The 12,659-nt window shown below is 49.5% G+C and carries 13 protein-coding genes; 5 read left to right on the top strand and 8 right to left on the bottom strand.

The genetic code is table 11. From position 1 onward, the window contains the following. Positions 1 to 5: 5 nt before the first annotated feature. The 4 genes from lptA to KO497_RS06715 all read left to right on the top strand — a co-directional run bounded on the left by lptA (position 6) and on the right by KO497_RS06715 (position 2,587). Positions 6 to 512, top strand: coding sequence for a lipopolysaccharide transport periplasmic protein LptA (gene lptA / locus KO497_RS06700; protein WP_215943194.1), 507 nt, complete (start codon positions 6 to 8; stop codon positions 510 to 512). Beyond that, the gene (lptB, locus tag KO497_RS06705) at positions 512 to 1,249 is read left to right on the top strand and encodes an LPS export ABC transporter ATP-binding protein (protein ID WP_215943195.1); all 738 of its coding nucleotides are present in this window, start codon (positions 512 to 514) and stop codon (positions 1,247 to 1,249) included. Before lptA ends, lptB begins: the two co-directional genes overlap by 1 nt. 251 nt (positions 1,250 to 1,500) lie before the next feature. After that, positions 1,501 to 2,076 carry a ribosome hibernation-promoting factor, HPF/YfiA family gene (gene hpf, locus KO497_RS06710; protein ID WP_215943196.1) on the top strand — a complete coding sequence of 192 codons (576 nt, stop codon included), beginning with the start codon at positions 1,501 to 1,503 and terminating at the stop codon, positions 2,074 to 2,076. 46 nt (positions 2,077 to 2,122) lie between these two features. After that, positions 2,123 to 2,587 (top strand): PTS sugar transporter subunit IIA, encoded by a 465-nt coding sequence (locus tag KO497_RS06715; protein WP_215943197.1) that lies wholly within the window; start codon positions 2,123 to 2,125, stop codon positions 2,585 to 2,587. Positions 2,588 to 2,596: 9 nt separating this feature from the next. On the opposite strand, the gene KO497_RS06720 is transcribed toward KO497_RS06715, so the two are convergent. The 8 genes from KO497_RS06720 to cysQ form a co-directional block, all read right to left on the bottom strand. Next, positions 2,597 to 4,000 (bottom strand): nodulation protein NodH, encoded by a 1,404-nt coding sequence (locus KO497_RS06720; protein WP_215943198.1) that lies wholly within the window; start codon positions 3,998 to 4,000, stop codon positions 2,597 to 2,599. Between the two features lie 3 nt (positions 4,001 to 4,003). Then, complete coding sequence (locus tag KO497_RS06725) at positions 4,004 to 5,701, bottom strand: beta-1,6-N-acetylglucosaminyltransferase (RefSeq protein ID WP_215943199.1); 1,698 nt, start codon at positions 5,699 to 5,701, stop codon at positions 4,004 to 4,006. Then, entirely contained in the window at positions 5,698 to 6,630 is a 933-nt protein-coding gene (locus tag KO497_RS06730; protein ID WP_252729550.1) for a glycosyltransferase family 2 protein, read from the bottom strand. The genes KO497_RS06725 and KO497_RS06730 overlap by 4 nt, the downstream gene beginning before the upstream one ends. Before the next feature lie 285 nt (positions 6,631 to 6,915). Next, positions 6,916 to 7,935: a glycosyltransferase family 2 protein gene (locus KO497_RS06735; protein ID WP_215943201.1), complete on the bottom strand. Its 1,020-nt coding sequence runs from the start codon at positions 7,933 to 7,935 to the stop codon at positions 6,916 to 6,918. A gap of 12 nt (positions 7,936 to 7,947) precedes the next feature. Continuing rightward, complete coding sequence (gene galE, locus KO497_RS06740) at positions 7,948 to 8,934, bottom strand: UDP-glucose 4-epimerase GalE (protein ID WP_215943202.1); 987 nt, start codon at positions 8,932 to 8,934, stop codon at positions 7,948 to 7,950. Positions 8,935 to 8,943: 9 nt separating this feature from the next. After that, a complete protein-coding gene (locus KO497_RS06745; RefSeq protein WP_215943203.1) occupies positions 8,944 to 9,840 on the bottom strand; it encodes a UTP--glucose-1-phosphate uridylyltransferase in 897 nt (298 codons plus the stop codon). A 182-nt stretch (positions 9,841 to 10,022) separates the two neighbouring features. Continuing rightward, positions 10,023 to 10,823, bottom strand: coding sequence for a 3-deoxy-manno-octulosonate cytidylyltransferase (locus tag KO497_RS06750; RefSeq protein ID WP_215943204.1), 801 nt, complete (start codon positions 10,821 to 10,823; stop codon positions 10,023 to 10,025). Continuing rightward, on the bottom strand, positions 10,823 to 11,620 hold the full coding sequence (cysQ, locus tag KO497_RS06755) for a 3'(2'),5'-bisphosphate nucleotidase CysQ (RefSeq protein WP_215943205.1): 798 nt from the start codon (positions 11,618 to 11,620) through the stop codon (positions 10,823 to 10,825). The genes KO497_RS06750 and cysQ overlap by 1 nt, the downstream gene beginning before the upstream one ends. Positions 11,621 to 11,766: 146 nt before the next feature. On the opposite strand from cysQ, the gene KO497_RS06760 reads away from it, so the two are divergent. Beyond that, the gene (locus tag KO497_RS06760) at positions 11,767 to 12,588 is read left to right on the top strand and encodes an ABC transporter permease (protein ID WP_215943206.1); all 822 of its coding nucleotides are present in this window, start codon (positions 11,767 to 11,769) and stop codon (positions 12,586 to 12,588) included. Positions 12,589 to 12,659 lie beyond the last annotated feature (71 nt).

Consider the following 12,659-nt stretch of genomic DNA (forward strand, 5'->3'; position numbering starts at 1 on the left):
TCAAAGTGCAGTTATTAAAATCTATATCGATTTCGGCCATTGTCGCAATTGGACTAACACTTTTTCAAGCTCCCGCTTTTGCTCAGGGCGCTCAAATTGCCTTTGGTGGCCTAAAGCATGACAGCTCCTTACCCGTTGAAATCACCTCGGATCAGCTCAGCGTTGATCAATCCACGGGCAAGGCCGTCTTTTCTGGCGATGTGTTGATTGGTCAAGGATCACTGCGCCTCACCGCCAGCACTGTCGAAGTAATTTACGACACGCAGGATAACAGCCAGATTTCACAGCTCGTTGCCTCTGGCGACGTGACTTTTGTAAACGGGGGCGAAGCCATCGAAGCACAAAAAGCCGTCTATGATATCAATACAGCCTCTGTCACCTTAACTGGTGATGTCATACTGACCCAAGGTCAAAATGCACTGTCTGGCCAACGCATGGTGGTAGATTTGGCCACAGGCACCGGCCAGATCGAAGGACGCGTAAAAACGATCCTTCAAACCGGAACACAATAATGACCGATACTCCTGAACTGGGCCTGCGCGTCCGCAATCTACGCAAAGGCTATCGCAAGCGCACTGTTATCAGAGACGTGTCTCTTGACCTCAATCGCGGTGAAGTTGTCGCTTTGCTTGGGCCAAACGGGTCTGGCAAAACCACCTGCTTTTATTCAATTGCTGGCTTGGTCACACCTGAGGCGGGCGAAGTGATAGTCGACGGTCTCGATATTGCAATGCTGCCCATGTACCGACGCGCAAAACTCGGCATTGGATACCTGCCACAAGAAGCATCTATCTTTCGCGGCCTATGCGTCGAAGACAATATTCTCGCCATTTTGGAAATTTCAGAGAGCGATCCATTGATTCGCCGCGAGCGCCTAGAAGAATTGCTCAGTGAATTTTCCATCGGCCACCTGCGCCGCGCGCCCTCTATTGCATTGTCAGGCGGAGAACGACGTCGCGTCGAAATCGCGCGTTGTTTGGCGGCAAATCCGTTTTACGTCTTATTGGATGAACCCTTTGCAGGGGTTGACCCCATCGCGGTCGGTGAGATTCGCAGCCTTGTATCCGACCTTAAAAATCGTGGCATCGGCGTGCTTGTGACAGATCATAACGTTCAGGAAACATTAGGAATTATCGATCGTGCGTATATCTTGCATGATGGCCAAGTTTTGATGTCAGGCACAACACGCGAAATCGTCGAAGACGAAACAGTGCGCCGCGTCTACTTAGGCGAAAACTTTCGGTTTTGATAACCACGTCACAGCTTGTGGTTGACATCCCCCCCCATTGTGCAGCCAAATACCCTTGATGCATAACCATCGTTTCACAAAATGTGGGGCGGCCCGTTTTGGCCCAGACCACACCGACGTATCCCCAACCGCAAGATTGGGACACCAGAAACGTTTGAGCATCAAACCCCCGCAATTCACAAAATCCAAAGGATCCACATGCCTGCACTTTGTGTGCGACGCGTGGTTCTAAATAAAGAAAAGGAGATATCATGCGGTACCAAATTAGCGGAAAGCAAATCGACATCGGTGAAGCCCTGCAAACCCATGTCAAAACGGAACTTGGTGTTGTCGTTGACAAATACGCAGAACGCCCGACCAATGTGACCGTAGTTTTTTCAAAGAGTGGCGCAGAATTTAACTGCGAAACTGTGGTACATCTCTCCACAGGCCTTACAGCACAAGCCAATGCGCACACGCATGACATCTATGCTGCATTCGATCAATGTGCTGAAAAAATGGAAAAGCAACTGCGCCGCTACAAGCGCCGTTTGAAGGATCATCACTCTCATCGGTCCGAACCGGTTGAACTTGTGGGCGCTTCATCGTATATCCTCGCCGCAACGGAGCACGAAGAGGATCAAGAGCCTGATTCCTTGCAGCCAATAATCATCGCTGAGATGGAAACTCACATCCCGACATTGTCGGTGGGTGAGGCAGTCATGCAGATGGAACTTGCAGGCGCACCTGTCGTCGTGTTCCACAAAGAAGGAAAGACCGGAGTGAACGTCGTATACCGCCGCCCTGATGGGAACATCGGCTGGATCGACCCCAACAACGCGAATTAGGATCTTGGCCCGCCTCGCGCGACAGCCGAGGCGGGTAAATATACAAATGGAACTTTCTGAAATTTTGCAGCCAGAGGCCATCAAGGTCTTTTCCAAATTGACAAGCAAGAAACGCCTTTTCCAAGATTTAGGCGAAGTTGCGTCTGCATGTTATGGTTTGGAACTCAACTCTGCGATCAATGCCTTGCAAGAACGTGAAAGCCTAGGCCCAACGGGTGTTGGTCATGGCGTCGCACTACCGCATGCCCGCATCGAAGGCTTGGACCGCGTTGTCGGCGCGTTTTTGCGCCTTGAAACGCCGCTTGATTTTGATGCGGTAGACCGCCAACCTGTTGATTTGGTCTTTGCACTCTTTGCGCCCGCCGAATCTGGCGTAGATCACCTAAAAGCTCTGGCGCTTGTGTCGCGTACAATGCGCAACGCCGATACCTGTACAAAGCTACGCTCAAATACCGATGCGGCTACGCTTCATGCAATTTTGACCTCTGCCCCCGCCACAAAAGCGGCCTAAACCACAGGCTCAGCGCCAGCTTTTAAACCCAAAGATCATGTAATCTTTTTGATAAGCCCCGCGCACCGCAGTCTCAACATCTGCGTCATAGATGTCCTCCAATGCGAATGGGGTATCTTGAGCAGGTTTGGCCAAAATTGATTCCTTGGCCCCGGGCAACCGGAGCAACTCTTGCGCCAGTTCGTCTTCACGAAAAACATGATCTGGCACCGCAAAGTCGGCAAACCCATTGATGACCTCTGATTGCGACGCCCAGCCGCCATCCACGCGAATTGACGTTTGCCCCCCAAGGTTGCCCTTCACAAAATTAGCAAATTTAATAAAACTCGCACGATGTGCATCTGGTGAAGTATTCGGCCCATCGACAGGCAGCGACAGTTTATACGTGGTGCGCAATTGTTCGCGAATTTCACCAAAAGTGTCATTACTCACAGCTGCGATATGCTTACAGAACGTACGGTGAAGTCGGACAACAGGGTGAGACACCACAGTAAAGCTGCGATGCCCCTTGTTGGTACGCTTCCAATTTCTCAATGTTTTTTGACTGAAACCTTCGATGAGGCCTTGATCGCTCCCCAAGGACGCGAGCCAGTCTTTGAGCGCAGCCTCTGGCCCGCCACGCACAGGAAGGTACAAAAGCGGCGCTCCGTTTGACGCGACAAAGGTAGGCACAGCAGGCCCGCGGCGCGGCTCGAAATTAGGTGTACTTGACAAATTGAAGTGATCGATCGACGACAAAGCACTGACCATTTCGGCGTAATTGACCACTTTATCTTCAAGACCGGACGGGTTTTGAACTTTGGTCTTTTGCACCGTTTTCGATCGCGGTTCATCTACACCCAAATACTTTGCCAACCCATTGAGCACATCAATGTCTTGGACGTCTTCATAAGCGATGTAGAACGCGGTTTGGCCGCTGGCTTGAAGGCTTCGCAAAATCTTTTTCTGAAACGCTTTTACGGCTTCGAGCATCTCTTCAAATTCAGCTTGATTAAACTCGATTTTCGCTGTGCGGGCATCTTTCAAATCGCCCAAACGCCATTGACCTGTAGCACCTGCAATTTTGCGCGACACATAACTTTCAAGCGGATTGCGCGTCAAAATGATTTTAGCGCAACGCGGATCGTTGATGATAACATCAAACATACGCGGATCGTGATCATGGAAGTAGCGAAATCCATCAAGCCCGCTTGACTTGTTTTTAAGCGCGTCCAAAAGCGCCTTAGGGTTCGCTTCACGCTTATCAACGGTGATGCCGTCAAAATCTTTATTGCTCGGTTTTCCGACAAAATGCGGGTTATAAATTTCCCCCCAACATTTAAGACCTGGGTAGGAATTTACGTTTTCTTCTAGAAAGTTGGAGCCCGTCCGCATTTCAGCAAAAATTACAAAGTAGTCATAACGTTGCGGCATAATTTATTTCACCAAGTAAGGTTTTTTGCGCTCATACGACGCATTTTCGACTTCGGGCCCCATCGGGAAGTCCCCCATGAGGTGCGGGTGCATACCCTGATTTTTCAAATTCTGAAGGAACTGCCCAAAACCTGTAAGGTCACGCATTCGCGGCGCTTCCGTCAAACGGCGTACATTGCGCGGCCCAATTTCGTCAATGATAGCTTGCAACGGCTCCATACGGCTGTCGATAAAATCTGCCATAGTCCAAATGCGTACACGCGCTTTGACGTGCTGAGATCGCAAAATATCTAAATGTTCTGCCTCAATCTTTTGTAGGCGCGCGGCCTCTCGGCGAATGTCCGAAAAATTTCTGTTTGACCGGAACAACGTCACAGCCCAAGCTCCAGAAATCACCGAAATTTGCGCATTTGGATCAGTCGCGATCAACCAATTGATTTCTTGATTGTCGCGCGGCCCAAACATAAAACACTGCCGCTCGCCTCGCGTGTTCCAAATGATGTTCGTCAAAAATCCACACGGATTGTAATCACGCAGTGCTGCGTGGTTTGATAGCGCCCCCGCAAATACGTTTTGATTGCCCGAAAATTCAACCCCTTCGGGCGCGAACAAATGGCCATGCACCCGCGCACTGACAGCTTGAGATAACCATTGATCAAAATCTTCAAACAGGTCCGAAAACCCCTCAAAAATGGAGTATGGAGCTGAGGTTTTACCTTTGCCTTGACCATGCGCAGGTTGACGGCTTTGCATATACAATCCGTCACGCCCCATAGTTCGACGTTCAACCGCTTTTGAAAAAATGCGGTCAATTTTACCAGGGTTGGGCTCTGCCCCCTGCATCGGGTTGATTTGGGTATTCAAAAACGTATTGTACAGTCGATCAGCTTTGCTCCAAATTTTGCGCGCCACAAAGCAATCAGAGCGCCGCAAAAGCTGCAAATGGTCGTCGTAGAAAATGTGCGGCTTGCCTTGATAGTCGAACTTTGACAACGTCAAAGACCGGCTTTCAATATTGTTAGAGTACAGCCGAACCAGCGTTTGATAGTAGCTCTCATCTGGAATCCACACCCTTTTGAAATAGGTGTCGTAAATTTTGCGATCAGGGTCCCCAAGAATAGCCGACAAAGTTTGGCGAGTCAGACACCACCATTGCGACCCTAAATGTGGAATAAGACCTTCAGGAATTTGACGTTTAAACCCCAATCGCCGCTGCAAGGACACGTAGCGATCGAACAGTTTGCGTTGACGTTTCCACGAGAACGGGAAGCGCAAGGTAAACCGTTCAGCATCCAGACCGCCCACAGTCCAAGGCACGTCTTCTGTGGTGACGCTTTCGATGAAATTGGTCATCGGGCGCGACTCTAAATATTTGATAAGGTCATTGATCGGACGCAGCGGCAAACAAGACCCAGATGAAAGGTACACGTGGCGCACATCTTTAAAGCTATCAAGCATCAACTCGGACGCGTCCTGTGACGCAGCCACCAGCGACCAAGTGCCCCATTCGCAAGTATGGCGTTTGGAAAACTTAACGGTGGCCAAATCAGACAGGCTGTCAACGAAGGGCAAGTAAGTGTCTTTGGGCACGCGCTTGTCGACATGGATCACGACAGGGCATCCATGGTCTGCAAGATGGCGCGCAACCTCTTCGGCACGATGAAGCGCTTCGTGCACCAACATGACAAATCCGACACTCATGCCCAATTCCCTTTTGACATCAGTCCCAAAATTTCAAGCTGCCGCCAGTTAATATATTTTTCTGACCAATTGCACCACAGCTCTGGATCGTCTTTGATCCTGTTATGATAAGCTAAATATTCTCGACTGCCCGCGTAATGCTGGCGGCGCTGCATTTCTTCTTCGGTCTTTTGAACAAAAGTATTCAGAAACTTAGTGTGCAGCAATGCGCCCGATGCCATTTCACCGCCAGTCTTCTCATACACATAATTCAAACGTCGTGGCAAAAGCATATGAGTTGAGTGCATATAGACGTAATCTTTATGCCATTTCACCAAAGGAATTTTGTTCAACGAAGGCGCGTTATAAGGATCGTCACTAAAGAACAATCGCGCACGCGGCCCGCCCTGAATCCACAGGTTGTGGAACTCGTGATTTTTCGACAGCATATAGTTTCCGCTGTCGAACCACTGGGCAATTTCCATCGGGTCCTGACCATCTTGATACGGCTGCGCGTCAATAGGCCCCTTAGGATACATGTCGATCAGCATCGCTGAGAAGGATTTGATTCCGGAGTTGTCCAGCCAATCCGTCAATGCAGGAATGGGGCGCGTATCACAAAACGGGAAGACAAAGAATTCGTCGACATCCACCGTCAGCGTCCAGTGATTGTGACAGTATTTGCGCGCGATCCAATTCATCCAGTGAACGCCAAACAATGAATCCCGATAGCTGGCCGTTGTGTGCCAGATTGAGACGTCATAAGCGTCCATCAGGTATTCGCGGGATCCATCATCGCTGTCATTATCAACAAACAAGAAATGTTTCACACCAAGGTCACGATAATACTTCATGAAGTAGGGCAAGCGAATGCGTTCATTGCGCAGGGTGCAAACCAACAAAACATCATCTTTTTCGATGCGATTTGTATTGTTTTGAACGCAGCTCAACTGGCGACTCTTGCGAAATGCGCGAATAAGTCGCTGTTTGCGACGAAGTCTAAGGCGATATTGCTTTAGTCGACTCACTGCTGCCCTTTTCCATATCGTGTGGGGTTATGCGATCCCCTTGTACTGCACAGGTTTTAAAATCTACTGTTCACTATCCGATCACATCAATGCAAACAGACAGCATCCTAAACTGGCAGTCCTTCTTTTGTCTAATTAAATAGGGACTTATTCCGTTTTCGTAAACAATGCATTGTCAAACTGGAAACAAATCTCCCGGGGATTTGACTACACCCAATCGCCACACACCAATAGACCGTCCTCTTCCAACGCACGCCAGCCACGATAAGACCGAGATGCATCATCCCAAAGGATAGGATCAGACAGGACATGGTCATAGTAAGCGTTGTAATCTTGCGGATGGGTAAAATGTTCTTGGCGTACCGCCTCAGCGGTCGAGTATTTCAACGCTTCATCTAAAAATTTTGCATGCAACAACACGCCTGTCGGCAAATTATAGCGCGCATCAAGCCCGATATTTAGCCGCGTCGGCAGAATAATGTGGGTCGAACTGGCATAAACATAGCGCCAATTCCACTTGATCAGGGGTGTTTTGTGCATATGGGGCGCAAGCTCAGGAGTGTCATTGAAAAACTTGCGTTTTCGGGGCCCACCGCGAATTGAAATATTCCGATATTTGGGCTGCAATTCCCACTCATAGCCTTGCGCATCGTAGTACCCCAACGCCTCCGTGAACGGCGCTCCGATGCTGTAGTGCGCCTCAGTCAATCGCGTCTTGGGGTACAGATCCAACATCAAGGTCGAAAAGACAGGCACGCCACGCGCGTCCAACCAATCCGTAAGGCCGCGCAGATTTTGACTGTCGTGATGCGGAATGATCAGCGCCTCATCCGCATCAAGCGTGGCGCACCAATGCCCGCGTCCATAGCGCATTTGCAGCCATGTGAGCCAATCCATCCCAAATCGCGATGCGCGGTAACTTTTAGAGGTGATCCAAAGCGATACGTCACTTTGTGACTTCAAATACTCTGTGGTTCCATCATCGCTGGCGTTATCGACGATCAGAAAATGAGAAACACCAAGCGCCCTGTGGTGTTTTAAAAAATAAGGCAACCGCACGCTTTCATTGCGCACGGTTGCAAAACACAGGATATCATTTGGTCGAATGTCTTTAGTTCGATTGACAGCACAAGACAGTTCACGACGCTTACGAATCGCACGCAACAGCAGCCGGCGATGCTTAAGGCGCAATTTGTATCTGCGCCAAGCCTCCCGTAAAATACTCATCTGGTCGTCTGATTACTTGTCATAGTGACCATTTTGGTGCCAATTCCACGCGTCTTCAATCATAGTTTTCATATTTGACCGTTCAGGCGTCCAGCCAAGCTCGGTCACAGCGCGCTCAGAGCCTGACACCAGCTTGGTACAATCGCCAGGGCGACGGTCACCTTCGACATGCGGCACTTCTTTGTTGGTGACAGCGCGCGATTCGTCGAGCACCTCACGCACAGAAAAGCCTTTGCCTGTCCCAAGATTGAAAAGCCGACTGCCTTTGTCGTCTTGAAGCCATTTCAGACCCAAAACATGCGCATCAACCAAATCACACACATGTACATAGTCACGAATACAAGTGCCATCTGGCGTGTCATAGTCTGTACCAAAGATCGTCAGCGCATCGCGTTTGCCAGCGATAGCATCCAACATAAGCGGAATAAGATGCGTTTCAGGTTGATGGAACTCACCCACTTCGCCATCGGGGTCACAACCTGCCACGTTGAAATATCGAAAAATCACGCTTTTCAAGCCATGGGATTGTTCAAAATTCGCCAAAATATCTTCGATCGCGCGCTTAGATGCACCGTAGGAATTGATAGGCAGCTGCACGGATTCTTCATTCAGCACAACATTATCTTGGTCTCCGAAGGTCGCACAGGTGGATGAAAATACGAAATTCAAACAACCAGCGTCAGCGGCGGCCTCAACCAGTTGCAATGACCCTATGACGTTGTTACGCCAATATTTTCCAGGGTCCTTCATGCTTTCGCCAACCTGACTAAAGGCGGCAAAATGCATAACGGCAATCGGTTTATGTTTGGCAAACACCTCGTCCAAGCGCGCACGATCCAACAGATCGCCTTGTTCGAACGGGCCAAACTTTACGGCCTCTTCCCAACCTGTAGATAGATTGTCAAACGTGACCGGCACATAACCAGCCGCACGCAATGCTTTGCATGCGTGCGATCCAATATAACCGGCTCCACCGGTCACAAGTACATTTTTTGTCATTTCAAACCCTTATTGTGCTGCTGCGCGTGTCACGGATAGCTCATCAAGGTATTCTTGAAGTTCATCTCGAAGCTCTGGGCGCGACAAACCAAATGAAATTGCTGCCTGAAGGTAACCCGCTTTAGAACCACAATCGAATCGCTGCCCAGAGAACCGATATCCGAACACATCACGGCCTGCGGTGATTTCATCCGCAATCGCATCGGTCAATTGAATTTCGCCACCGGCACCTTGTTTCATCTGATGTAAGTTTTTCATCACATCAGGAGACAATATATAACGGCCAATCACCGCCAAATTTGAGGGCTCAGTGCCAGGCGCGGGCTTTTCAACCATGCCCTTAACAGACACAGATGCGCCCATATCTTCTTTAACATCTAATACGCCGTAGGAGCTGACCTTGCTTTTAGGCACTTCCATCGCGGCTACCATTGAACCACCAGTGTCCTGATAGGCTTCGACCATTTGTTGAAGACAGGGCTTATCTGCCGCGATGACGTCATCAGGAAGGATCACCGCGAAAGGTTCTTTCGGGCTCAAAAGACGACGGGCACACCAAACAGCGTGACCAAGACCAAGCGCTTTATGCTGGCGGATGTACGCAATTGCGCCACTGTCCATATTGGTGTCTTTGAGCACCTCAAGCATGTCGGTCTTACCCTTTTTGCGAAGCTCTTGCTCCAGCACGGGTGAGTGATCGAAATAATCTTCAAGAGCGCCTTTGCCACGCGAAGTCACAAAGATAAATTCTTTAATGCCAGCAGCACGCGCTTCGTCAATTGCATATTGGATCAAAGGACGGTCAACAAGCGTCATGATCTCTTTGGGAATAGATTTCGTCGCCGGAAGAAAACGCGTCCCCAAGCCTGCAACTGGGAAAATAGCTTTCGTAACCTTACGTGTCATCTTTACTCCTTCGTCCTAAGTTAACAGGACCTTCAATATTTTTTACCAACCTCACCCTACGTCTATGACACGGGTTCGTCAGCACCTATGAGTTAGTTTGATTGTTTTATGGCACAGTTTTGCAACGCCGCTTAATAAGTATCCATCTGCGAGATAAATGTGGCGAAAATCGTACATTGAAATTAATTAACATGCATTTCGCGCATCATAATCTCTAAGCGCGGAACATCCTCTGGGTTGTTAAGTTCCCAAAACTGCCGCCCGCGCGCCTCGACCTCAACGCATAGTACAGGCCTATCTCGCTCCAAAAAACGCAATTGCTCCAACCCTTCCAAAGTTTCAAGCGGTCCAGCAGGCCACTTTGGATAGGCGTCTAAAGCAGTAGGCCTATAGGCATAGACACCGACATGATGGAACACGGGGGTTGCAGCGTCATCCGAAAAAACTTGCGATGTAAACGGCACAACTTCTTTCGAGAAATAGAGCGCCTTTTTATCTGCACCGAAGACAGCCGTAGTACCACCAACACGCCCATCACGGCGATCAGCCAGAAAGCCGTTCAAAGCGCGTCCATCGCAGCGCAACACAGGCGTGGCGACCTCGGCAGTCGGGTGAGCTCGCAGGCCTTTGATCAAATCTTCGACAAACCAAGATGGCGTTAATGGTGCATCACCTTGCAGGTTGACGACAATATCATACTGCCCGCCAAGATTCTCCAAAGCCTCGGCGCAGCGCTCAGTCCCGTTCGCGCAAGATTCTGAGGTCATAACAACCTCAGCCCCAAACGCTTCGGACGCGGTGCGAATACGATCATCATCCGTCGCGACAACAACTTTGTCCACGCCAGACACGGACATAGCTGCATCCCAACTGCGGCGAATCAAAGATTTTTTCTCGCCAGAAGCGCCCGTCAATTCGACGAGCGGTTTTCCAGGGTATCGTGTCGAGGCATAGCGGGCAGGAATGACAAGAAGAACTGACATCAGGCAGTCTTCAACTCAACACCAGGCGCATAGGCGATAAAGAACGGATTGGCATAATCGTCTTTGCCATATGTCAGCGGTTCATGATTATCGAAACGCACGACATGGCCGCCCGCACCTGACAAAACAGCGTGACCGGCTGCGGTGTCCCATTCCATCGTACGGCCAACACGCGGGTACAAATCGGCCTCGCCAGTGGCGACCAAACAGAATTTCAAAGACGATCCAGCGGATTTGCTGTCTTTGACACTGTACTTGTTGATGTAGTCTTCTGTCGCCTGATCGCGATGCGATTTAGAGGCAACGATCAACAGGCCGGCATTGTCAGGCTTGGATACTGAAATCTTGTTGAGCGTGCCTAAGGTGTCTTTCGCAAAAGGCCCCACTTCTTCATAAGACTGCCCATCCGCACCCGTGATGAACAAACGGTCTTTGGCTGGCGCATAAACAACGCCGCGTGTCGGGACACCATTCTCAACAAAAGCGATATTTACTGTAAAATCACCGCGACGATTGATAAATTCTTTGGTGCCATCCAGCGGATCAACGATCAGAAACGTATCAGCGGACAGACTATGTGAGTCAGCTTGCTCTTCGGTGATCAACGTCACATCAGGAAATTCAGCACGCAAACCTGCAGAGATCAAGGCATCAGCCGCCTCATCCGCGATGGTGACAGGGCTATCGTCTGACTTGGACTTCACTTCAAAATCATCGGAGTTGTAAATCTCCATGATCTTATCTCCGGCTTCGAGTGCGAGTGTGCGCATGATCGAGGTAAGTTTTTCGAAATCCAAGGTCTGGCTCCTAATAAATTGTGTCGCGCGCACTGAATACGCGCGCACATTGATAACTTTACGTTACGGCTTTATGCTATGTTGCTAAAGGAACAGCAAGAATTCACTGCTAACCTGATGTGAAAGCTGTCACAGGATTATTGACTATGTTTCATTATGCTCAAAAACAAAGCGGCCTATCTGCTGCCAACACGATTTTGAAACTCATTTTTCACAACACTGTACGCCACGTTAGAAAAACGCACGGAAACCCGCTTTTAGGGCTCGCAATTAATATAATGCAAACTTTAATCTTGGTGGTGGTCTTCGTCTTCATGTTCTCCATCCTCGGATTGCGCGGCAACGCAATTCGCGGGGATTTCATCTTGTACATAATGACGGGCATCTTTTTGTTTTTGACCCACAACAAGGCGCTCGCTGATGTTATGGGGGCAGAATCCGCCACATCACCGATGATGCAGCACGCGCCAATGAACACCGCCATCGCAATTACGTCGGCCGCGTTGAGTTCCCTTTATATCCAAGTGCTATCTGTCGTCGTCATTCTGACCGCCTATTCTGTAGGCTGGGGCACCGTCACGTTTCAATATCTGCCCGGCGCATTCATGATGATGTTGATTGCTTGGTTTTCTGGCGTAGCTATCGGGATGGTTTTGCTAGCCCTAAGCCCATGGTTTCCACAATTCACGAAAATCGTTCAAACTATTTATACGCGGGCCAACATGATCACCTCAGGTAAAATGTTCGTCGCCAATCAGATGCCCGGATATATTTTAACGATGTTTTCTTGGAACCCTTTGTTCCATTGTATTGATCAAGCCCGCGGATTCACATTTGTAAACTACTCACCGCATTTCAGTTCTGTGATGTACCCTGTTATATTTTCGCTTATATTTATTACGATAGGCTTGCTCGCAGAATTCTTCACACGCAGCCGTGCATCTGCAAGCTGGGGCGCTGGGCGTTGATCCCGACCTCACCACAACAGTTGCACACAAGAAATGTCCCTCATACGCCGAAGTGATACCAAGAGATTTCG

Source organism: Pacificibacter marinus (assembly GCF_018860665.1).
GTDB classification, from domain to species: Bacteria; Pseudomonadota; Alphaproteobacteria; order Rhodobacterales; family Rhodobacteraceae; genus Celeribacter; species Celeribacter marinus_A.

Coding starts and splice junctions, on each gene's coding strand:
- lptB (WP_215943195.1), top strand. CDS start 512: ATGACCGATACTCCTGAACTGGGCCTGCGCGTCCGCAATCTACGCAAA.
- KO497_RS06725 (WP_215943199.1), bottom strand. CDS start 5,701: ATGAGTGTCGGATTTGTCATGTTGGTGCACGAAGCGCTTCATCGTGCC.
- hpf (WP_215943196.1), top strand. CDS start 1,501: ATGCGGTACCAAATTAGCGGAAAGCAAATCGACATCGGTGAAGCCCTG.
- KO497_RS06735 (WP_215943201.1), bottom strand. CDS start 7,935: ATGAGTATTTTACGGGAGGCTTGGCGCAGATACAAATTGCGCCTTAAG.
- KO497_RS06715 (WP_215943197.1), top strand. CDS start 2,123: ATGGAACTTTCTGAAATTTTGCAGCCAGAGGCCATCAAGGTCTTTTCC.
- galE (WP_215943202.1), bottom strand. CDS start 8,934: ATGACAAAAAATGTACTTGTGACCGGTGGAGCCGGTTATATTGGATCG.
- KO497_RS06750 (WP_215943204.1), bottom strand. CDS start 10,823: ATGTCAGTTCTTCTTGTCATTCCTGCCCGCTATGCCTCGACACGATAC.
- KO497_RS06760 (WP_215943206.1), top strand. CDS start 11,767: ATGTTTCATTATGCTCAAAAACAAAGCGGCCTATCTGCTGCCAACACG.
- KO497_RS06720 (WP_215943198.1), bottom strand. CDS start 4,000: ATGCCGCAACGTTATGACTACTTTGTAATTTTTGCTGAAATGCGGACG.
- KO497_RS06745 (WP_215943203.1), bottom strand. CDS start 9,840: ATGACACGTAAGGTTACGAAAGCTATTTTCCCAGTTGCAGGCTTGGGG.